The organism is Pseudogemmobacter faecipullorum (genome assembly GCF_020539525.1).
In the GTDB taxonomy this organism is placed as follows: Bacteria; Pseudomonadota; Alphaproteobacteria; order Rhodobacterales; family Rhodobacteraceae; genus Pseudogemmobacter; species Pseudogemmobacter faecipullorum.
On record NZ_JACDXX010000026.1, the window covers coordinates 1 to 21,534 of the forward strand.

The 21,534-nt window shown below is 64.3% G+C and carries 20 protein-coding genes; 8 read left to right on the forward strand and 12 right to left on the reverse strand.

What is annotated here, in order from left to right; genetic code table 11:
* Positions 1-2,465 (forward strand): hypothetical protein (locus H0485_RS18745; RefSeq protein WP_226937452.1); only part of this gene is annotated, 2,465 nt, incomplete at its 5' end.
* A 146-nt stretch (positions 2,466-2,611) separates the two neighbouring features.
* Positions 2,612-4,273: a hypothetical protein gene (locus H0485_RS18750; protein ID WP_226937453.1), complete on the forward strand. Its 1,662-nt coding sequence runs from the start codon at positions 2,612-2,614 to the stop codon at positions 4,271-4,273.
* Between the two features lie 146 nt (positions 4,274-4,419).
* Here H0485_RS18750 and H0485_RS18755 read toward each other — a convergent pair whose 3' ends face one another.
* The 3 genes from H0485_RS18755 to H0485_RS18765 form a co-directional block, all read right to left on the reverse strand.
* Positions 4,420-4,782, reverse strand: coding sequence for a hypothetical protein (locus H0485_RS18755; RefSeq protein ID WP_226937454.1), 363 nt, complete (start codon positions 4,780-4,782; stop codon positions 4,420-4,422).
* Positions 4,783-4,841: 59 nt separating this feature from the next.
* The gene (locus H0485_RS18760) at positions 4,842-6,368 is read right to left on the reverse strand and encodes a cryptochrome/photolyase family protein (RefSeq protein WP_226937455.1); all 1,527 of its coding nucleotides are present in this window, start codon (positions 6,366-6,368) and stop codon (positions 4,842-4,844) included.
* Between the two features lie 237 nt (positions 6,369-6,605).
* Positions 6,606-6,857: a PRC-barrel domain containing protein gene (locus H0485_RS18765; RefSeq protein WP_226937456.1), complete on the reverse strand. Its 252-nt coding sequence runs from the start codon at positions 6,855-6,857 to the stop codon at positions 6,606-6,608.
* A gap of 353 nt (positions 6,858-7,210) precedes the next feature.
* Between H0485_RS18765 and H0485_RS18770 the strand changes: the two genes are divergently transcribed.
* The 4 genes from H0485_RS18770 (at position 7,211) to H0485_RS18785 (ending at position 11,276) form a co-directional block, all read left to right on the forward strand.
* Positions 7,211-8,074 (forward strand): transglutaminase-like domain-containing protein, encoded by an 864-nt coding sequence (locus H0485_RS18770; protein ID WP_226937457.1) that lies wholly within the window; start codon positions 7,211-7,213, stop codon positions 8,072-8,074.
* A 124-nt stretch (positions 8,075-8,198) separates the two neighbouring features.
* Complete coding sequence (locus H0485_RS18775; protein ID WP_226937458.1) at positions 8,199-9,434, forward strand: putative DNA modification/repair radical SAM protein; 1,236 nt, start codon at positions 8,199-8,201, stop codon at positions 9,432-9,434.
* Positions 9,431-10,870, forward strand: a complete 1,440-nt coding sequence (locus H0485_RS18780; RefSeq protein WP_226937459.1) for a UdgX family uracil-DNA binding protein — start codon at positions 9,431-9,433, stop codon at positions 10,868-10,870. The genes H0485_RS18775 and H0485_RS18780 overlap by 4 nt, the downstream gene beginning before the upstream one ends.
* Before the next feature lie 94 nt (positions 10,871-10,964).
* Entirely contained in the window at positions 10,965-11,276 is a 312-nt protein-coding gene (locus tag H0485_RS18785) for a hypothetical protein (RefSeq protein ID WP_226937460.1), read from the forward strand.
* A gap of 113 nt (positions 11,277-11,389) precedes the next feature.
* Here H0485_RS18785 and H0485_RS18790 read toward each other — a convergent pair whose 3' ends face one another.
* The 6 genes from H0485_RS18790 to pcaD form a co-directional block, all read right to left on the reverse strand.
* Positions 11,390-11,854: a thermonuclease family protein gene (locus H0485_RS18790; protein ID WP_226937461.1), complete on the reverse strand. Its 465-nt coding sequence runs from the start codon at positions 11,852-11,854 to the stop codon at positions 11,390-11,392.
* Between the two features lie 59 nt (positions 11,855-11,913).
* Positions 11,914-12,969 (reverse strand): 3-carboxy-cis,cis-muconate cycloisomerase, encoded by a 1,056-nt coding sequence (locus H0485_RS18795; protein ID WP_255613831.1) that lies wholly within the window; start codon positions 12,967-12,969, stop codon positions 11,914-11,916.
* A gap of 61 nt (positions 12,970-13,030) precedes the next feature.
* A complete protein-coding gene (pcaG, locus tag H0485_RS18800; protein ID WP_226937463.1) occupies positions 13,031-13,630 on the reverse strand; it encodes a protocatechuate 3,4-dioxygenase subunit alpha in 600 nt (199 codons plus the stop codon).
* A 4-nt stretch (positions 13,631-13,634) separates the two neighbouring features.
* On the reverse strand, positions 13,635-14,372 hold the full coding sequence (gene pcaH / locus H0485_RS18805; protein ID WP_226937464.1) for a protocatechuate 3,4-dioxygenase subunit beta: 738 nt from the start codon (positions 14,370-14,372) through the stop codon (positions 13,635-13,637).
* Positions 14,369-14,749, reverse strand: a complete 381-nt coding sequence (pcaC, locus tag H0485_RS18810; protein WP_226937465.1) for a 4-carboxymuconolactone decarboxylase — start codon at positions 14,747-14,749, stop codon at positions 14,369-14,371. The genes pcaH and pcaC overlap by 4 nt, the downstream gene beginning before the upstream one ends.
* A complete protein-coding gene (gene pcaD, locus H0485_RS18815; RefSeq protein WP_226937466.1) occupies positions 14,746-15,534 on the reverse strand; it encodes a 3-oxoadipate enol-lactonase in 789 nt (262 codons plus the stop codon). Before pcaD ends, pcaC begins: the two co-directional genes overlap by 4 nt.
* Positions 15,535-15,623: 89 nt before the next feature.
* Between pcaD and H0485_RS18820 the strand changes: the two genes are divergently transcribed.
* Entirely contained in the window at positions 15,624-16,550 is a 927-nt protein-coding gene (locus tag H0485_RS18820; RefSeq protein WP_226937467.1) for a LysR substrate-binding domain-containing protein, read from the forward strand.
* Between the two features lie 7 nt (positions 16,551-16,557).
* Here the strand turns inward: H0485_RS18820 and pobA are convergent, their stop codons facing one another.
* Positions 16,558-17,727 (reverse strand): 4-hydroxybenzoate 3-monooxygenase, encoded by a 1,170-nt coding sequence (pobA, locus tag H0485_RS18825; RefSeq protein ID WP_226937468.1) that lies wholly within the window; start codon positions 17,725-17,727, stop codon positions 16,558-16,560.
* A gap of 91 nt (positions 17,728-17,818) precedes the next feature.
* On the opposite strand from pobA, the gene H0485_RS18830 reads away from it, so the two are divergent.
* Positions 17,819-18,670: a helix-turn-helix domain-containing protein gene (locus H0485_RS18830; RefSeq protein ID WP_226937469.1), complete on the forward strand. Its 852-nt coding sequence runs from the start codon at positions 17,819-17,821 to the stop codon at positions 18,668-18,670.
* 54 nt (positions 18,671-18,724) lie between these two features.
* Here the strand turns inward: H0485_RS18830 and H0485_RS18835 are convergent, their stop codons facing one another.
* Both H0485_RS18835 and H0485_RS18840 read right to left on the reverse strand, forming a co-directional pair.
* Positions 18,725-20,200 carry an aldehyde dehydrogenase family protein gene (locus tag H0485_RS18835; protein ID WP_226937470.1) on the reverse strand — a complete coding sequence of 492 codons (1,476 nt, stop codon included), beginning with the start codon at positions 20,198-20,200 and terminating at the stop codon, positions 18,725-18,727.
* 312 nt (positions 20,201-20,512) lie between these two features.
* Positions 20,513-21,415 (reverse strand): helix-turn-helix transcriptional regulator, encoded by a 903-nt coding sequence (locus tag H0485_RS18840; protein WP_226937471.1) that lies wholly within the window; start codon positions 21,413-21,415, stop codon positions 20,513-20,515.
* Positions 21,416-21,534: the final 119 nt, after the last annotated feature.

The following is a 21,534-nucleotide window of genomic DNA, read 5'->3' on the forward strand; positions in this document are numbered from 1 at the left end:
GTCAGCAGATCATCATCACCGATTTCTTTGTCACCGGCCCGAACGGCGAAGTCAGCCGCCTGCTTTATGCAGATGGTTCGTTCAGCGGCGTCGACAGCAACTCGACCTCGGTCGAGGGCGAAGGCGTCGGTGCGGCGATGGCGAATGAAGAAATGCTGGCGCTTGGCGCCGCAGGTCTCGGCGCCCTCGGCCTTCTGGCGAGCGGTGGCTCATCCGGCGCGAAAGACGTGGATGGCGGCGATGGTGACGGCGACGGAGATGGTGACGGCGGCGGCGACGGCGATGGCGATGGCGATGGCGACGGCGATGGCGACGGCGATGGCGATGGCGACGGCGATGGCGACGGCGACGGCGACGGCGACGGCGACGGCGATGGCGATGGCGACGGCGATGGCGACGGCGATGGCGATGGCGACGGCGATGGCGATGGCGACGGCGACGGCGATGGCGACGGCGATGGCGACGGCGATGGCGATGGCGATGGCGACGGCGACGGCGATGGCGATGGCGACGGCGATGGCGACGGCGATGGCGATGGCGACGGCGATGGCGACGGCGATGGCGACGGCGATGGCGATGGCGACGGCGATGGCGACGGCGACGGCGATGGCGACGGCGATGGCGACGGCGACGGCGACGGCGATGGCGACGGCGATGGCGACGGCGATGGCGATGGCGATGGCGACGGCGATGGCGACGGCGATGGCGATGGCGACGGCGATGGCGACGGCGATGGCGATAATTCGGTTCTTGGAGAAGTTCTCGAAGGCGTCGATACGATCGCTCACACCCTGCTCGGCGACATCAGCACCGCGCTTGACCAGCTGGGCAATGCCGATCTGACCACTGCTGTGAACACCCTGCTCGGCTCGGTTGCAGCGGTACTCGGCGGGGAAAATGGTCTGCTTGATACGGCTGGCGACTCGGTCGGTGAGCTGGTTGAAAGCGTCGAAGCTGGCCTGCAGTCGCTGCTCTCCGGCCTGCAGTCCGGCACGCCTCTGGCAGGGGTTGGCGGACTGCTCGGCGAGCTGGTCAGCGGTATCCTCGGTGGTGGCACCGCCGGCAACCCGAATGGCCTGGTGCCTCATGTGGAAAGCGGCACGGCAGCTGCGGCCGCCGCCCTCTCGGCCGGCCTGGTCGAAGCGCTCGGCGCCCTTGACAGCCTCGATATTCCGGCAGCGCTCGCAGCTGTGGTCGGTGCGGTCGAAGGGGCCCTGCTGGTCGAGGGTGCCCTGGTGGATGAGGCTCTCGCCGGTGTGACCGATCTGCTCGACGGTCTGCTGCAGGGGGTCGAGGGTGGCCTCGTCACTCTGACCGCAGGCGACCTGCTCGGCGCGGTGAGCGTCATCGTCGACGGCCTGGTCACCGGCATTCTGGGTGGCGAGGCAGGCGAGGGCTCCGGCCTGCTGACCGGAGTGCTTGATGACCTGCTGGGCGGCCTGCTCGGCGAGGGCGGCCTGCTTGGTGGTCTGCTGGGTGGCGGTCTGCTCGACGGCATCCTCGACATCGACGGTGGCCTGCTCGGCGGGCTGATCGGCGAGGGTGGCCTGCTGGGTGGTCTGCTCGGCGGTGGTGCCGGTGGCCTTCTGGGCGGCCTGCCTGTTGTCGGTGACCTGCTGGGTGGCCTGCTCGGCGGTGGCGGCGATACCGGTGGCGATCTGCTCGGTGGCCTGCCCATCGTTGGTGACCTGCTCGGCGGTCTGCTCGGCGGCGGCGATGCCGGTGGCGATCTGCTCGGCGGCCTGCCCATCGTTGGTGACCTGCTCGGCGGTCTGCTCGGAGGCGGCAGCGATGCCGGTGGCGATCTGCTCGGCGGCCTGCCCATCGTTGGTGACCTGCTGGGTGGCCTGCTCGGCGGCGGCAGCGATGCCGGTGGCGGTCTGCTCGGTGGCCTGCCGATCGTCGGTGACCTGCTTGGCGGTCTGCTCGGCGGCGGCAGCGATGCCGGTGGCGGTCTGCTCGGCGGCCTGCCGATCATCGGTGATCTGCTTGGCGGCACGCTGCTCAGCGGAGGCCTGCCGGTCGCAGGCGATCTGCTCGACGGCCTGCTGGGTGACGGCGATCTGCTGGGTGGTCTGCCGATCGTCGGCGACCTGCTGGGTGGCGACCTGCTCGGCGGTCTGCCCATCGTCGGAGACCTGCTGGGTGGCCTGCTCGGCGGCGGCGATGATGCCGGCGGCGACCTGCTCGGCGGCCTGCCCGTCGTCGGAGACCTGCTCGACGGTCTGCTCGGCGGCGGCAATGATGCCGGCGGCGACCTGCTCGGCGGCCTGCCCGTCGTTGGAGACCTGCTCGGCGGTCTGCTCGGCGGCGGCAACGACGCCGGTGGCGGCCTGCTCGGCGGCAATGGCCTGGTCGGTGGTCTCGTCGGCGGCCTGCTGGGTGGCCTTGGCGGCAACCTCCTCGGCGCAGCCCCCTCGGCCCTGTTCGAGATGGACGACTCACACCACGGCCTGATCTCGTAAGAGACTGGTTCATCAGGAGCGGAACAGCCCTTCCGCTCCTGATACTGAGCTGCCGCACCCCCAATGCGGCAGCTCATTTTATTTGCGCCATGCCCCGCTTCGCCGGATGGTAATCGCAGCAACGCCGCAAGCAGGAGAGAGCAGCTATGCCGCAGGTTGAGGCCTTTCTGGCCAGAACGCCCCAACAGATCCTGCAGGCCTGGGCCGGTGTGGCGGATCCGCTCAGCGACAGGACAGCCGGGCCCTGCTGGATTGCCCTGCGTCAGGGCGGGCGGGTTCTGGCCTCTGGCTGGCAGGACAGCGGCTCGCTCTCAATGGATCTCAGCCATGCCCGCGCCGCGCTGGCCACCGGGGAAACCCCTGATCTGATTGAGCTTTGCCTGACCCATGGCTGGCAGGATGTACCGGCAGAGGAGCTGGTCCGACGCTTTGCCAATAGCAGCCGTGGCCTGCGCGGTCTTGAGATCCGTCATGGCGCCACCCTGCTGCGCATCGCCCCCAGCACCACCATCGCCTGCAACCGCGCCCCGCTGCGCGAGCTGGAGCGGCTGGCACAGCGCGCCAGGCTGAGCATCGAGGATTTCGCCCGGGCGGCAAAGTTCCGGAGTTTCGCAGCGGATCAGATCCTGATCCTGCCCGGCGAAGATCGCTGCATCCGGCTCTGGCGTGGCGGCAGTATCGTCGCACCTGCCGAAACTGGTGCCCCAATGCTGCGCGAGACCATCTCGGGCCTCAGCAGCTGGATGATGGCCAGCCTGCAGGATGATGGCCGGATGACCTATAAATACTGGCCCAGCCGGGGCCGGGAGGCCAGTTCGAACAATACCATCCGGCAGTTCATGGCCACGGTCGCCCTCGGCCGGATCGCCCGCCGCAGCGCAGATCCCGGAGAGGCCGGGGCCGCGTGCCGCAACCTCGCCTATAATATGCACCGCTTCTACCTGGACCATGACGGCTTCGGCACCATCATCTACGAGGGCAAGGCCAAGCTGGGCGCCATGGCACTGGCAGCGCTGGCGGTGCTGGAATTCCGCGAGGCCGGTCTTTTGCAACCCGGGGAATATGGCCGCGAATATGAGGCGCTGATCCGCGGCATAATGCATCTGTGGCAGCAGAGCGGTGAATTCCACACCTTCCTGCTGCCGCGTGAGCGCAATGACAATCAGAATTTCTACCCGGGCGAGGCTTTGCTGTTTCTGGCCGCATTGCATCGCCAGACCCGCGATCCGGCACTGGCGGCGCGTTTCATGACCAGTTTCCGCTGGTACCGGGAGTGGCACCGCGCCAATCCCAACCCGGCCTTCGTGCCCTGGCATGCCCAGGCCTATGTGATGTTCCATGAGGATCAGCCCGAGCCGGAGCTGGCAGATTTCATCTTTGAGCGCTGCGACTGGCTGCTGGAGATGCAGCAATGGGGCGGGCGGTTGCCTGAGGATTTTCAGGGACGGTTCTACAATCCGGCCCATCCGGAATATGGCCCGCCGCATGCCTCCTCAACCGGGGTCTATATGGAGGGGCTGGCCGATGCCTGGCGCCTCGCCCTGCGCCTGGGAGACGAAACCCGCGCCGCGCGCTATGCCGAGGCGCTGCGGCGCGGGCTGAGAGCAGTGCGGCAGCTGCAATATCGTGACCGACAGGCCGATGCCTGGTATGTCAGCCGCCCCGAAAAGGTGATGGGCGGGATGCGGACCGAGACCTATAATAATGAGATCCGCGTCGACAATGTGCAGCATTGCCTGATGGCGCTGCTCAAACTCGATGCCGAACCGGGCTTCCCATGGAGGGCTGCCGGAAATCTGCCGGTCTGACAGGAAAACTCTGGCTGCTGTGGCCTGCACAGGGGGAAGCTGGCTGATCGGGCCCTGGCCAGAACGGCCAGGGGCGCTGCCCGGCTGATCTGTTCAGCGCCCCTGCAGCCTGGTCGGCGGGGTGCAACCCGGGCCGTTTTGCGAAATCAGAGCGTCTTGACCTGGAGACGGCGCATCCTTTCCTCCAGCTGAACGCAATGCTGCAACAATGATTGCTGCAGATCGTCCGGACCACGGCCGCCAAAGCGCGAATCTCCTGCAAACCGCCGCATGGAAACCGGCGAAACCGCGGCCAGCGCCTGATTGTCCAGCTCACACAGCTCCGCCATATCCGCGCCATGCCCGGCCTGACCGGCTTTCGACCTGTCGATACGGTGCCAGCGCAGGAAGCTGAGCAAATACAGGCTGACGGCTGCCCAATGCAGCAACAGCAGCTCCCCGGCGCCAGCCCAGATACAGATCGCCGCAAGACCCGCGCCTGCCAGCCAGAAATAAGGAAAAAGGGCCATGTTTCACCTGCCAATCACCGGGACAGATACACCATATCAGGAAAAATATATACTATAGTTTATATAAAATCTCTTAAGAAATTTAACCTTTCTGACTCCGCCGCCGCGCCCGGGCTGTCAGCATCGCTGTCTTTGAACCGACGATACTCCTCCAGCGCCCGGCTGCGGCCCGATTGCAGCAGCGCACCGGAAGCACCGGCCCAGGGCGCAGACACCCGCCAGTCAGAGGGCAGACTGGCAAGGAAAGCAGCCGCTTCGGGCGTGGTCCTGCCGCCCTGCCACCCGGCGAGCCAGCGCGCCCGATACTGGCCTTTCGGGTCGAATTTCGCGGCCTGGGTCTCGGGGTTGAAAATCCGGAAGAAAGGCGAGGCATCGGGGCCGCAGCCCGCAACCCATTGCCAGTTCATCGCATTTGACGCCGGATCCCAGTCGGTCAGGCAGTTCTCAAAATGGCGCAGCCCGAGGCGCCAGTCGATCAGCAGATGTTTGGTCAGCCAGCTGGCAACCACCATCCGCACCCGGTTATGCATGCGGCCGGTGACCCACATTTCGCGCAGGCCCGCATCAACCAGCGCAATCCCGGTCTCACCGCGCTGCCAGCGCTGCAGATCCTCGCCCTCGCCGCGCCAGGGAAAACCGGACCAGTCCCGGCGCCAGGGCAGGCTTGTCAGCTGCGGATCCTCAAGCAGCAGATGCCAGGCGAATTCGCGCCAGATCACCTCGCTGAGGAACTTTTCCACCCCCGCCGCCGCAGCCCCGCCTGGCCCCGGCGCTGAATCAGCTTCGGCCCGCAGGCTGGCAAGCGCCCAGAGGCTGCGCGGGCTGATCTCGCCCAGCGCCAGATGCTCCGAGAGGCCGGAACAGGCGTCGATATCCGGCCGGTCCCGCGCCTCAGGATAGGGGCCGGCACGATCAAAGAACTGATCCAGCCGCTCGAAGGCCGCCGCCTCGCCCGCTGGCAGAGCAAAGCGCTCCAGCACCGCCGCGCCGCGATGCAGATCCGGCGCCAGGTTCAGCCCGCTAAGGGGCAGAACCGTCAGCCCATGCACCTCTGCCGGTGGCTCTGCGGCCGCAAACTGTCGGGGGGCGTCGGGCCGAGGGCGGTCCGCGCCCGCGCGGCGCAAAGCACGGGCAAAGGGCGTGAAGACGCGGAAAGCCCCGCCCTGGCCGGTGCGGATCCGCTGCGGGCTGGCCAGAAGATGGCCGGTATAAAGCTTCAATTCGCCCGCAACGCTGCGCAGGGCCTCCCTGAGGTGGCTCTGGGCCTGACGCATCTGCGGGCTCGGCCAGTCATTCTGATGCACCATCCGGGCGCCGGTCAGCTGCACGAGCGCGGGAAAGACCTCCTCGGCTTCCCCCCGAAGGATCATAACCCCCTGGCCGCTGCGCCGTTTCAGCCCGGCGTCAAAAACCTCCAGCGCACGCTGCAGCCGCCAGCGACTGGCCGCCCCCTGTTCGCGCGTCTGCCGGTCCAGCAAGAACACCACCAGCACCGGCCCATGGCCCAGCGCGGCATTCAGCGCGGCATTGTCAGAAAAGCGAAAATCGCGGCTCAGCCAGTAAAGCGCGGGGGCGGGCGTGGTCATCGGCATGTCTCTAACCCTGATCGGTCTTCTTTACGGGTTAGGGCATGAAATCCCCCTGAAACGCAATTGGCGGCGCAGAGAGCTGCAGGGTCACCCCGGACAAAAGGGCCGGGCCGGTCAGCAGGACAGGCTTAAAGCTTCACCGGCGGGCCGCTTTCACCTGCAGCGCTGATCCCCCGGTGACCCTGAGCCCTCAGAGGCGCTGCCCGGGCAGGCTTTCAGCTGGTCTCTGCTCCATCAGATCACGGCATGAACACGGCCATTCTTGTCACGCATGAACGACAGATCGCTCGCCCGGCCTGCCACGGGCCTGGCCCCGATCCCGAAATAACCGCCGATATCGAGGATCACCTGTTCCGTTTTTGCCTGGCCATGCACTTCCGAAACCGGGCCGGTTCTCTCATCGCCCGGGCCATAAAGCGTGGCACTGTTCAGCATGGCTCCGGTCCGGTCGGTCTCAGCGAGGCGGATATGTCTGGCATGATCCATTCTGGCTTTCCCTGACAGGGTGATCAGCGTCACTGGCACCCCGGGTCCGGTTTCCCGGTCCAGGGCGCAGGAGGCGGCGCCGGCGACGGGGGAGTAACGGCCCGGAAGGTTTCGACCGCCGGGGAATTAACCTCACCCAATGCGAGAGCCTTCTCCCGGCAGCTGTGAGCGCTGATCTGAGAGCGCAATCGCATGCATCGCGGCAAAACAGCGCCCCGATACGGACGGCAAGCCGTCCGATCCGGCCTGCCCGCATGCCCCCTGAGCGCGTCAGAATGCCGCAGGGGAACCATCTGCTCCGCTCCGCATTGCCGTATTTTCCAGGTGTTTGTGTTGTGTGTGTGAGGTACCTGATGAAGATTCGTCTCGGATATCAGATTGAGCTCTCCTGCGACCTGCCGACCGAGCTGCTTGCGCTTCTCGATCCCCACCCTGAATTCCGCCCATCGGTCCTTCACGACAGCGGGCTGGAACACAGCCGGGGGATTAATCCGGAATGGCATGAGGACAGTTTCGGCAACCATTGCCTGCGCCTCTCTGCTCCCACCGGGCCGCTTATGCTGAAGCGTGATCTAATTTTAGAAAATTCCGGTCAGCCCGACCTCTGGCCCGAGGATGCCCGGGAAACGCCGCTCCATGACCTGCCGGGCGAAGTGTTGCAGTTCCTGCTGCCCAGCCGCAATTGCGAGACCGATCTGATGATGGAAACCGCCTGGGAGCGGTTCGGCGCGATCCAGCCCGGCTGGGGCCGGGTCCGGGCGATCTTTGATCACGTCAATGATCACCTGAGCTTCAGCGATGAGCATGCCCGCAACACCCGGACCGCAGCCCAAGCCTGGGCCGGGCAGAAAGGCGTTTGCCGTGACTTTGCCCATCTGGCCATCACCTTCTGCCGCTGCATGAATATCCCGGCGCGCTATGTGAACGGCTATCTGCCTGACATCGGCGTGCCGATTGACCCGGCCCCGATGGATTACAATGCCTGGTGCGAGGTATGGATCGGCGATCAGTGGGTCACGCTCGATGCCCGTCATAATCAGCCGCGCATCGGCCGGATCGCGGTCGCACGCGGCAGGGATGCAACCGATATTCCGCTGCTGCACAGCTTTGGCCCGCATCAGCTGCGCAGCTTCTCTGTCTGGTGCGACCATTACGGCGGCGACCTGCCCCTGGCCGATCTCTCCACCGCGCCGGTCGGTGAGCAGCCCCGCACCTGAGCCGGGGCGTTCACAGAATATCCCAGCGAAGCGCCCGGAGGCCGGGCCAGGGCCGGGGTGATTTCCGCTGGCGGCGGCCGGAAGGAACATTGACGAACATTTCGTGAACAATTATAGGTCATCTATGGCAAAAACCTCGCTCCGGGATAAGCTCGCGATCCTTGCCGACGCGGCGAAATATGACGCTTCCTGCGCCTCTTCAGGCGGCGAGAAACGCGATTCACGCAGGGGCGGCATCGGCTCTTCCGGTGGCAGCGGTATCTGCCACGCCTATACGCCGGATGGCCGCTGCATCAGTCTGCTGAAAATCCTGATGACGAATTTCTGCATCTTTGACTGCGCCTATTGCATCAACCGGGTCTCATCGAATGTCGAACGCGCCCGCTTCTCGGTCGAGGAAGTGGTGACGCTGACACTGGAATTTTACCGGCGCAATTACATCGAGGGGCTGTTTCTCTCCTCGGGGATCATCCGCTCGCCCGATCAGACCATGGCGGATATGGTGCGCATCGCGCAGACTTTGCGACAGCAGCATGGCTTTAAGGGCTATATCCATCTCAAGACCATTCCCGATGCCAGTGCGGGGCTGATCCGCGAGGCCGGGCTCTATGCCGACCGGCTGTCGATCAATGTCGAACTGCCCCAGGACAGCAGCCTGCGCCAGCTCGCCCCCGAAAAGCGCCCCGAGACGATCCGCGCCGCCATGGCGAAAGTCCGGCTGGAGGGGGAGGCGGCGAAAGAGCGCTCGCATAGTGGCAAGCGCCCGCCGCGTTTTGCCCCGGCCGGGCAGAGCACCCAGATGATTATCGGCGCCGATGGCACCGATGATGTGACCGTCCTGAAAAGCTCAACCCGGCTCTATACCGGCTATAAGCTACGGCGGGTCTATTATTCGGCCTTCTCGCCGATCCCCGATGCCTCATCGGCTTTGCCGCTGATCCGGCCGCCGCTGCTGCGTGAGCACCGGCTTTACCAGGCCGACTGGCTGCTGCGCTTCTACGGCTTTTCTGCCGAAGAAATTGCCAGCGGCACCAAAGGCGGCAATCTCGATCTCGAGCTGGATCCGAAACTGGCCTGGGCCTTGCAGCATCGCGGCCTGTTCCCGCTGGATGTGAACCGCGCGGCAAAGGATCTGCTGCTGCGGGTGCCGGGCTTTGGCACCCGCACCGTCGATCGCATTCTCAGCGCCCGGCGCAGCCGGGCTTTGCGCTATGAGGATCTGGCGCGCATGGGGGCGCTGATGAAAAAAGCCCGTCCCTTCATCACCCTGCCCGGCTGGTCCCCCGGCGCCATGACCGATGAGCAGAATCTGCGCGCCCGCTTTGCCCCGCCGCCCGAGCAGCTGTCACTGCTGCTGTGAGCTACAGCGTGTCTCTTCCGGCCCGAGGCCTCGGCACAGCCTGGCGCGACGCGGCAAGGCGGGCGATCAGCCACCGCATTCCGCCCGAGCAGATCGACTGGTCGGGCAAGACCGGCCTCTTCGCCGCCGCCCCTTTGCCCGAGGCGGACGGCGCGCATCAGGCCAGAGTGCCTGAGGCTTTCGTGAAACTTGCCGGTTCGGTGCTCTGGCATTCGGCGCCCGAGCGGCTGGCTCTGCTCTATCAGGCGCTCTGGCGGCTTGACCGGCGCGAGGGGCAGCCGGTCTCGCAGGCCGATCCGCTGGGGCGGCGGCTGCATCTGATGGCAAAAGCGGTCGGGCGCGACATTCACAAGATGCATGCCTTTGTGCGGTTTCGCGAGGTGCCGCAGCAGGGCAATCCGCGCCGCCGCTTCGCCGCCTGGTTTGAACCCGAACATCACACGCTGGAGCCGGGCAGCAGTTTCTTTGCCAGGCGCTTTGCCGATATGGACTGGATGATCGCCACCCCCGGGCTGACCGCCCAGTTTGAAAGTGGAACCCTCAGTTTCCATGAAAGCGAGGCGCGGCCCGATCTGCCCGAAGATGCCTCAGAAGCGCTCTGGGCCACCTATTTCGCCAATATTTTCAACCCGGCGCGGATCAAGCTGAACGCGATGCGTTCGGAAATGCCGAAGAAATACTGGAAAAACCTGCCCGAAACCCGGCTGATCCCCGGGATGCTGCAGGATGCAGAGGCAAGGGTTGCGCGGATGCAGGCAGCCGGGGCCTCGACCCCGCGCCCGGGGGCGGCGGCCATTTCAACCCGCTACCGCGCTGCAATGCCGGTCGCCGAAGGTCTGCCCGAAACCCTGGAAGCGGCCGCTCGATCTGCCGAACAGTGCCAGCGTTGCAGGCTGTGCGAAACGGCCAGCCAGACGGTCTGGGGCGAAGGCAAGGCGGATGCGGCGCTGATGCTGGTGGGCGAACAGCCCGGCGATCACGAGGATCTGGCGGGCCGCCCCTTTATCGGGCCCGCAGGCCTATTGCTGCGAGACAGCCTGCACCAGGCCGGGCTCGCGCCCGGGCAGCTCTGGCTGACCAATGCGGTGAAGCATTTCAAATTTATCCCGCGCGGCAGGCAGCGCCTGCACCAGACCCCGCAAAGCGGCGAGATTGCCGCCTGTCGCTGGTGGCTGGGGCTGGAACTGGCCTTTGTCCGGCCGCGTCTGACCCTCGCGCTCGGGGCCTCGGCGGCTTTTGCACTGACCGGCGATGCCAGCCCGATCAGCGCCCGCCGGGGAGGGATCGAAACCGGGCTGCATGGCGGTCCGGTGCTGATCACCTGGCATCCGGCGCATCTGCTGCGCCTGCCCGAGCCCACAGACCAGGCAAAGGCGCTGCAGGAGCTGCAGGCCGATCTCCTTCAGGCCGGGCGGGACAGCGGCCTTCTGACCTGAGCAGCATGGCCTGCGGCGCGACACGGAACCAGCCCCCCCCCCGGGCGTTCCCCTCCTGTACGATTAACCCTTGTACGATGACCGGAGTGATAAAATGCCCGATACTGCTGAAGATTTTCGTGCCGGCCTTGAAAAACAGATTGCCGATCTGAAGAAAGAGATTTCCCGCATGGGCAAAACCGCCTCGTCGCGCGCAGCGGGCGCGATGGAGGAGGCAGAGGACCTCTATACTGAGGGCCGTGGCCGGGCCCGTGAGGTTGCCACCCAGATGCGCGATCAGGCCCAGGTGGCCGTGGGTGCCATGCGTGAAAACCCCGGCACCACCGCCACCGTTCTGACCACCGTCGGCCTGCTTGGCCTGGCCGCCGGTCTCGTACTCGGCGGGGCGCTGTCGCGCGATCGCTGAAACTGCACCCAGGCCTGAAGGTGCTACTCCCGCGCCTTCAGGCTCTGAAAAAGCAGCGGTCTGGTTCACACCGGGCGGCTGTTTTTTAGCTCCGGAGCAGCACAGGCGGCGGCTTACCAGTAGCGACCGCAATAGCCCTCGCGGATCATTTCCCCGGCAAGATCCCTGCCGCTTTCAAGACTGCAACTGCCGATCCGGCGATCAAAGCTCTGCCTGCCATTCAGCGCGCAGGTCAGGCTCTGCCCCGCCGTAATCTCGCTGATCCGTGCCGTGGCGCGCTTGCCGGCCGAGGTATTGCGCTCGGCACAGTCAAGCGAGCCAAAGCGGACGGTCACCCCCGCCACAACAATAGTATCGCCATCGCGGATATGGGTGACCTGGCCGCTGACCTGCTGCACTGCCGTCAGCCCGGGCAGCGGTCCCAGATATTCGGGAAACCGCTCTACGGCAGTGAAAAGCAGAAAACAGCCGCCGCCCAGCATCGCAACAACCCCGGGCAGACGGCGGGTCAGGCCGCGCCTGTAGCGGGCCGAAGCACGCCTGGGCCGGGGCCGGGCGGATGTTCTGACGGATTTCATCGCTGTCCTTACCCATTGGTCAGGCGCAGAGCCAGTCCGCCCTGCGCCGTGATGCGGGTTTAATCCCTGCCGAGCCGGTTGACTGACGCCACCAGCGAGCAGGCAAGGCTGAGGGCGCGGCCGGTGGTCTGCGCCATCTGCGGCAGCACCATCCATTCCAGGACCCAGGCCGCGCCGGAGCGCTCCTGCTCATGCACCAGCGCCTGATGCATCTGCGCCAGGCTTCCGGCATTGAACCGGGCCAGGGTCACCAGCAGCTCGGCCTGAACCGGGTTTTGCTTATGCGGCATAGCCGAAGATGCGCCGCCACCGGAAAGGCCAATCTCTTCAATGCCCTGCTGCGCCATCAGCGCAATATCCTGGCCCATTTTGCCAAGCGTCCCGGTGATCAGCGACAAGAGACCGGCAAATTCTGCCACCCCATCGCGCCTTGCATGCCAGGAGGCCGGGGGGGCCGAAAGGTCAAGCGCCGCCGCAACCTCACGAACGACGATGCCCGCGGCATCGCCCAGCGCTTTGCGGTCGCCCGAAGCGCCGCCAATCTGCACCCGCGCCACCCGGGGATGCAGCTGCCAGAGCCGTTCGATATGATCCGCCAGCGGCGTGACCCAGGGCCGGATCCGGTCGGCAACGGTAATCATTGTGGCGGCCTGCATCCGGGTGCGCCCCATCAGCGGGCGCGCGCCCTGGCGGTCAGATAAAGCGCGCAAAGCCGTTTCCAGCTCGCGCAGACGCCCCGCCATCAGATCAAGACTGGCCGCAATGGCAATCGCCAGAGCGGAATCGATCACATCCTGCGAGGTCGCGCCCTGATGCACCGCCGCTTGCGCCGGGCCCGCCGCAAGCTTCATCTGCCGCACCATCTCTGGTACGACCACACCATCCCGGGCCGTAGCCGCGCGCAGCGCCGCAAGATCGAATTCCATCGCGGCAATCGCCGCAGCCGCAGCCCCGGCCTGTTCGGCATCTGCCAGACCGGCACGGCCGAGCGCCCGGCTCCAGGCCACTTCAAAGGCGCGCATCCCCTCAAGCTGCGCCTCTGGCGACCAGAGCGCCGCCATTTCCGCATCGGCAAATAATCCGCCCAGCCAGGGATGATCGAAAACGCTGCTCAAGAGGCTCACCTTCGGGATGCAGGCCCGCACCGGGCGCTGTCACCCCGATGCAGGCATTGGTTCAGATGTCGAGGAAGACCGTCTCGCCCTCGCCCTGCAGCCGGATATCAAAATGATATCTGCCGGGGGCGGTTTTTTTGGCGATCAGGGTTTCCACACGCGGACGTTGTTCGATCCGCGCCAGCAGCGGGTCGATGCTGTTATCCTCATCGTCAAAATAGATGCGGGTCTGCAAGCCGATATTGATGCCACGGGCCACAATCCACAGCGAAATATGCGGGGCCTGCAGGCGCCCTCCCCGGGCCTTCACCGCACCGGGCTTCACCGTGCGCAAAGTGAAGAGGCCGCTCTCGGCATCGGCGGCAAAGCGGCACAGGCCGGAAACCGCCGGATCCGCGCCACTCTGGCCGGGGAAGATCCCGGCGGCATCGGGCTGCCAGCTTTCGATCAGCGCATCGCGCATCGCCCAGCCGGTGCCGTCAAACACCTGGCCGGTGATCTCGATCACCTCACCCTTCGCGCCTTCGGCGATCGGTGAGCTGCCGACCTCTTCATGATAATAGCCCGGATTGCCGGCATAGGTCGGCATCAGGCCGATATGCACATAGGGGCCTGCGGTCTGCGACGGGGTCTCGACCAGGGTTTCGAGTTTCTGCACCATTGGCTTACATCCCTTCCAGTCGGTTCTCGAACATGGTCTGGCGACGGCCGCGCAGCACGATGTCGAACTTATAGGCGAGGAAATCGAGCGGACGCGAATTGTTCATATCCAGCGGCGCCACCAGGCTGTCGAGCTGCGAGCGGTTGCGGATACAGGCCGCGATCGGGCAGCGGTCGATCAGCGGATCGCCCTCAAAATACAGCTGGGTGATCAGCCGCTGGCCAAAGCTGTGGCCATAGACCGAGAGGTGAATATGCATCGGCCGCCAGTCATTGCCACGGTTCGGCCAGGGATAGGCGCCGGGGCGGATGGTCAGGAACTGATAGCGCCCCTCAGCATCGGTCAGGGTCCGGCCACAGCCGCCGAAATTCGGGTCGAGCGGGGCGAGATAGCTGTCTTTCTTATGGCGGTAGCGGCCCCCGGCATTGGCCTGCCAGATTTCCACCAGCGTATGCGGCACCGCGCGGCCATTCTCATCAAGCACCCGGCCATGCACCAGGATGCGCTCGCCAATGGCGGGCGTGCCGTCCTTTGACCAGTTCAGGATCAGGTTATTGTCCAGCGCCCCGATCAGACCATGGCCGAAGGTCGGACCGGTTTCTTCCGAATGCCCCGATTCCATCGACAGCAAAGCCTGTTTCGGCGAGCGGGCGACCGAGGTCTTATAATCCGGAAAATAGGGATCTGGATGCATCTCGCGATTGCGCGGGATCAGCGGGCCCTTGTCGAGGATCTCGGTCATTTCTCAGCTGCCTCCATTTCTGCATAGGTGGCTTCGGCCAGTTTAATGGCATGGTTGGCCTTCGGCACGCCGGCATAGATCGCCACATGCTGGAATGCCTCCATCACATCGGTTTTTGAGGCGCCGGTGCGGGCGGTGGCGCGGATATGCATCGGGATTTCCTCGAAATTCCCGGTGGCAGCCAGAAGCGCCAGCGTGATCATCGAGCGCTCGCGGCGCGAGATATTATCCGAGGCCCAGACCGTGCCCCAGGCGCTTTCAGTGATCAGCGACTGAAACGCGCTCGAAAAATCGGTCTTATTCGCTTCGGCACGGTCAACATGGGCATCGCCCAGAACAGCGCGGCGGGTTTCCATCCCTTTGTCATAACGGTTCATCGGGTGGTCCTTTCGAGGAAGTCAGTAATCAGCCGGGCAGTGGCTTCAGGCTGCTCGGCGCAGGGGATATGGCCTGCCTCGGGCACCAGCCGGAACTCGGCGCCCGTAATCAGATCGGCGGTGGCTTGCACCAGCTCAGGCGGGGTCGAGCCGTCCTGATCGCCGCAGAGCACCAGCACCGGAAGCTGCAGCGCCCGGGTGCTTTCGGTCAGATCCGCCCCGGCGATGGCGGCGCAGCAGCCGGTATAGCCCTCGACCGTGGTCCGGGTCAGCATATTGGTCCAGAGCGCGAACTCGGGCCGCTCCTGCCGGTAAGGCGCGGTGAACCAGCGCTCCATGATCGCGGGGCCCATCGGCTCCAGCCCGCTCTCGCGCACTGCGGCGATGCGGCTGTTCCACATCTGGGCCGAGCCGATCTTTGCCGCCGTATCCATCAGCACCAGTGCCTGGATCAGATCGGGGCGCTTTGCCGCCAGAGCCTGGCCAATCAGCCCGCCAATCGACAGGCCGATAAAGGTCACATTCTGCAGCGCCAGCGCCTCGCAGATGGCCTCGGCATCAGCGGCCAGCCCCTCCATGGAATAGGGCGCAGGGCTCGCATCCGAGAGGCCATGGCCAGGCTTATCAAACCGGATCACCCGCAGATCTGCGGGCAAAAGCGGCAAAAGCAGGTCCCAGACCCGCAGATCAGTGCCCAGCGAATTTGCAAACATCACGACCCGGCCGTCGCGCGGTCCTTGATCGCTGATATGCAAAATGGCATCAGGGCGGCGAAGAAATTGCATCGTAAACCTCCGGCTATACATGTTATGTCAGGTCTGGCTCCAGTAATAAATTATAAATACCGCCTGAACCCATAACCTATAGGTTATACATGTTGAATCCTCTCCTGCGCCTGCGTCATCTGCGCTGCTTTCTTGAGACCGCCCGCCTTGGCAGCCTTTCGGCGGCGGCAGAGGCTTTGCACATCAGCCAGCCCGCTGCCTCTAAAACGATCCGCGAGCTGGAAGAGATCCTTGCGGTCACGCTTTTTGACCGTTCCGGCCGCCGGCTGCAGCTGACGGCAGCCGGGCAGGTCTTCCAGAGCCATGCCGGCGGGGTCATTGCCGATCTAGAGCGCGCCCAGCAGGCAGTTCTGGCGCCGCAAAGGCAAAGACCGCGCCTCAGCCTTGGCGTGCTGCCGACGGCGGCCACCCATCTGGTGCCCGAAGCCGCCCTCGCCTTGCGCGAAACCATGCCCGAGGCACTGATCGAGGTGATGACCGGCCCGAACTGGCTGTTGCTGTCCCTGCTGCGCGAGGGCCAGCTTGACCTGGTGGTCGGGCGCATGCCCCCCGCTGGCAATAGTGAAGGCGTGAAATTCGTGCCGCTTTACTGGGAAAAGGTCGTGCCGGTGGTGCGCGCCGGCCATCCGCTGACCCAGCGCCCCTGGCAGCCCGAGGACCTGCGGCATTTCCCGCTGATGCTGCCCCCCCAGGGCGCGATGATCACCGGCTCGGTCCGGGCCTGGCTGCATAGCGTCGGGATTACAGAACCAGAGCCAGCCTTCGAGAACGTCTCGCTGGCCTTTGGCCGTGAGGTGCTGCGCCAGTCTGATACCATCTGGTTCATCTCGGAAGGCGTGGTCCGCCCCGAGGTCGGGGCGGGAAGCCTGGCCATTCTGCCTTTGCGCAATGAGCTGCTGGGCGGGCCGGTCGGGGTGTCGCGGCGCAGTGATGCCGGAGAAGGCTCCGGGCTGGAACAGGCCATGCTTGCGGCCCTTTCCGAGGCCGCAGGCAAGACTGCCGCATCCCTGCAGTAAGCGGCGTTCAATAGGGCAGGCCGACATAGTTTTCGGCCAGATCGCGGCGCGCGGTCTCGGATTCGGCCAGGTGTTTCAGCGTTGCCGCCCGCATCTGCGCGGCAAAAACATCCTCGCCGTCAAAGCGGTGCAGCATGGTGGTCATCTGCCAGGAGAAGCGCATCGCCTTCCAGATCCGGTTCAGCGCGCGCTCGGAATAATTATCGACCGCTTTTTCCGAGCCGTTTTTCAGCGCCTCAAACAAAGCGTGATAGAGATAGAACACGTCGGAAGCCGCGAGGTTCAGACCCTTTGCCCCGGTCGGCGGCACGATATGGGCGGCATCGCCCACAAGGAACAGCCGACCCCAGCGCAAAGGCTCGGAGACGAAGCTGCGCAGCGGTGCAATCGATTTTTCAATCGACGGCGCCTGCACGATTTTGGCGGCCGCCGAAGCCGGCAGGCGGCGACCAAACTCGGCCCAGAAACGCTCATCCGACCAGTCTTCCGGCTTATCGCTCAGCGGCACCTGGATGTAATGGCGCACCAGATTGGCATTGCGCATCGAGGCGAGCGCGAAACCATGTTCGGAATTGGCATAGATCAGCTCGTCATCAATCGGCGCGGTGCGAGCGAGGATGCCCAGCCAGCCGAAAGGATAGACCCGCTCGAACTCGCGGCGCTTTTCTTCCGGAATGGTTTTGCGCGACACGCCATGGAAACCATCACAGCCCGCAACATAGAGGCAGGACAGGCTCTTACGCTCGCCATTGACGGTGTAATCCACACGCGGCGCGGTGGTGTCGAGATCATGGATCTGCACATCCTCCACGCCGTGGATGATGGTGGTGCCCATCGCATCCTGGGCTTTGAACAGATCCTGGGTGACTTCGGTCTGACCATAGACCATGACCTGTTTTCCGGTCAGCGCCTTAAAGTCGATATGCACCATATTGTCGGAATCGGTGAGGATGGTGCCGTCATGGGTGAAACCCTCGACCTCCATCCGCGCGCCGCAACCCGCCTCGCGCAGCAGCTCAACCGTACCCCACTCCAGAATACCGGCGCGGATGCGCGAGAGCACATGATCACGGCTGGAGCGTTCAAGAATAACCGTTTCGATACCGACACGGTTCAGGAGCTGCGACAGCAACAGACCCGAAGGGCCTGAACCGATGATTGCAACCTGAGTTTTCATGTAACGCTCCCATTTAACCTGGATGAAATTTACCACTTCAGCCCTGGTGAAACCATTGGACCCCGGGGGCATACTCTGGCACTATTCGTGCATGACCCGCGCTCAGGCCATTCCGATCTTCAACCTGTTCGGAGAAACTTCAGATTTCCCCGACGTCATTCACTATGAGCGAATCCGCGACCGCGCCCTTGGCCATGACTGGCATATCGGCACCCATCGTCACGCCGATATGGTCCAGCTGCTCTATATGGAGCGCGGCCTTGCAAATGTCCGGATAGACGGAAAAGAGTTCGCGCTGAACGATCAGGAGCTGCTTTATGTCCCGGCGCAGGCGGTGCACGAATTCAAATTTCGTCAGGGCGCCGAAGGCGGGGTCTTTTCCTTCCCGCTGACCCTGATCGCAGGCCTGCCCTCTGCCGCCGGTGAACTTGCGGCGCAGCTGACGGTTGCGGCGCGCGTTTCCGCCGATCCGGCCCTGCAGGATCTGCTTGCAACCCTGGTGCGCAGCTTTCGCAGCTCTGGCACTTTCAGAGCTTCTCTTCTGGCAAGCCTTGGTCAGGCGGTGCTGATTGCCATTGCCGAGGCAGGCTTCAGCCAACAGGCCGGACAGATGCCGCTGGCGCGCCGCCGCATGGCGGGATTTGATCAGCTGCTGCGGGCCGATCTCGATGCCGGAAAGACCGCCGCAAATTATGCGCAGCAGCTGGGGATAACCCCTGGCCATCTCAACCGCATCTGCCGCGCCGCCACCGGTTCCAGCTCTGGCAGCTATATTGAGGCGGCCCGCATGGTCGAGGCCAGCCGCCTGCTGGCCTTCACCCGGCTGTCGGTTGCCGAGGTTGGATTCAGGCTGGGCTATGAGGATCCGCCCTATTTCTCGCGCCGGTTCCGCAATGTCACCGGCACCACACCCTCCGCCTATCGCGCCCGGTTCTCGCAATAAAAAGACCCCCGGATCCGCAGATCCAGGGGCCTCACCTGCCGGGTGTTTCTCAGATCAGAACGGGAATTCCGGACCCGTTTTATGGATGGTGATCCAATGGGTGCGGGTAAATTCTTCCATGATCCACTCGCCATTGAAGCGGCCAAGGCCCGAGTTTTTCTCGCCGCCGAAGGGCGCATTGGCATGATCGCCCACGGTGATCGAGTTCACATGGGTCATCCCCGCCACGATCTTGCGGGCAAAGCTGGTCGCCCGGTCGATATTCTGGCTGTAAACCGCGCTCGACAGACCGAATTCGGTGCTGTTGGCCAGTTCCAGCGCATGGGCCTCATCCCGCGCCTTAATGATCGGCAGTACCGGGCCAAAGGTCTCATCTTTTGCCAGCGAGCTCTCCGGATCAACATCGGCAAAGATATGCGGCGCAATCACATTGCCCTCGATCGGGCCGGAAACCACCAGACGCGAGCCATCTTTCTTCGCCTGTTCGATCTTGGCCACAACACCGTCGCGCTGTGACTGATTGATCGCAGGGCCGACATTGATCGCCGGATCCGCCGGATTGCCATAAGTGACCTTCGAGGCGCGGGCGATGACGGCACCGAGGAACTGATCATAGATCTTTTCGTCAACGATCACGCGGTTCGTCGACATGCAGATCTGCCCCTGGTGCAGGAAGCGGCCAAAGACAGCCGCACCGGCTGCCGCTTCGATATCCGCATCATCAAGCACAACCAGCGGTGCATTGCCCCCCAGCTCAAGCGCCACGCGCTTGATGAAAGCACCCCCGGTTGCCATCTCGCCAATGCGGCGACCGATTTCGGTCGAGCCGGTGAAGGAGATGAAGGACGGAATTTCGTGCTGCACGAAATAATCGCCGATCTCGCTGCCCGCGCCGACAACCACATTGAGCAGGCCCGCCGGAACACCGGCTTCCTCGAAGATCTTTGCAACCAGCGTGCCCCCGGTGATCGGGGTATCCGAAGCCGGCTTCAGAACCACGCCATTGCCACAGGCCAGCGCCGGAGCCACCGAGCGCACCGAAAGATGCAGCGGGAAATTCCACGGGCTGATGATACCGATCACCCCAAGCGGCGCGCGCTCATAGCGGCTTTCCATGCCCGGCTCGCAGGCCAGGATCTTGCCTGAAATTTTGCCCGGGAAGCTGGCGGAATATTCCGTGATGGTGCGGGCCGCGCCATGTTCGATAAGCGATTTGATCACTGTCGAGCCGGAATCGCGGCAAAGCCAGCTGCGGATTTCATCCGCGCGGGCATCAAAGACAGCAACGGCACGGCGGATGATCGCCTCACGCTCGGCCGGGGCGCGGGCAGCCCAGGCCACCTGTGCCTTAGCCGCGGCTTTATAGGCTGCATCCACATCATCGCGGCTTGCCAGGCTGAAGCTGCCCAGATCGCTGCCGTCAAACGGGTTCACATTGGTGGCTGTCCGCCCGGACGCGCCCGGACGCCATTCACCGGCGATATATTGCAGATTCAGGCCCTGATAGGCGGCGGGGGAAGTTGCGGTCATACACACATCTCCAGTCTTGGCCTGACATCAGGCACTGATCTCACTCAAAGGCGGTACAACGGCGACAAGCGCAGTGACTGGCACCCGGATCAGACAGCTGATCGCGGCAAAGCAAGCACATTTCACCCCCGGACGTTACCCTTCGCCACCATCGCCCCCACCTGGCTGGCGGGACTCCTCCGATGACCTGTCGGGCATATATCCGTCATCAAAGCAGGAAAATGTTAAAAAGTGACTTTTAGATGTGATTTTAGTTCATGGGCAAAGATCCGCCAGAAAGTGACGCAGCGTCACTTTCTGCCTGCACATGCCTCAGGGCCAGTCGGCGAAACTCAGCCGCTCCTCGTCAGGCACGGCCGCACCGGCCTGGCGGGCCTCGCGGTAGCGGCTGGGCGAGAGGCCGGTATTGCGCCGGAAGAAATGGCTGAACTCGGTCGAATCGGCAAAGCCCAGCATCAGCGCCACTTCTGAAATCCCGCGTCTGGTATGTTCCAGCCAGGCCCCGGCTTCGCGCAGCAGCCGCATATGCACCAGCTGCAGAGGCGTGCGCCCCAGATTGCGCAGACAGATGCGGCGCAGCCGGCTGGTCGACAGGCCCAGCCGCCCGGCATAGGCGGCAATGCTCATATGACTGCGAAAATGCTGTTCGACCTCGCGGCGGAACCCCTCCAGCAGATGCGCCTCCGAGCCAAAGCCGGACAGCACCGCCTCCTGATGGCTGGCCCGCCAGATGGCAAGGATCAGCAGCCGCATCCAGGCAAAAGCTGCAATACGGCTGCCGACGATGCCGGAGCTGTATTCCTGCAAAATCGCGCGCGACAACGCCTCGCCATCCATCGGCCCTTCTTCGCCCGGCCGCCTGGCAAGGATCAGCTGTCGCCCCAGCGGGATCATCAGCTCAAGCTCGGGCCGGCTTCCCATCACCTCGCCCAGAAACTGCGGCGGCAGGCCAAAGATCCATCCCTCTGCCCCCGCCTCCAGCATCAGCAGATTCTGTCGGGCCGGCGGCAGGATCAGCCCGGCCGGGGCCTCGATCTCATGCATTGCCTCGCCCGCCTCAAGCTGCAGCCTGCCCGAACTCAGCACCACCAGATGCACATAGCCCTCATAGAGGCCACGATTGGGCCGAAGCTGGCGGGATCGCAGCCCTGCCGACAGCGGCTCGGCCCGCATAAGCAGGCTGAGATCATCGGTCGGATCGGCGGATACAGCCATCTCCTGCCCTTTTTTTCACAAATCAGCGTTCAAAAATGGCATTCATTCTGCGAGAAGAAAATGGAAATCTGGCTTTATCGGCCGCAACCTGCACCGGGGCGCGGCAGAGTGACCACAGG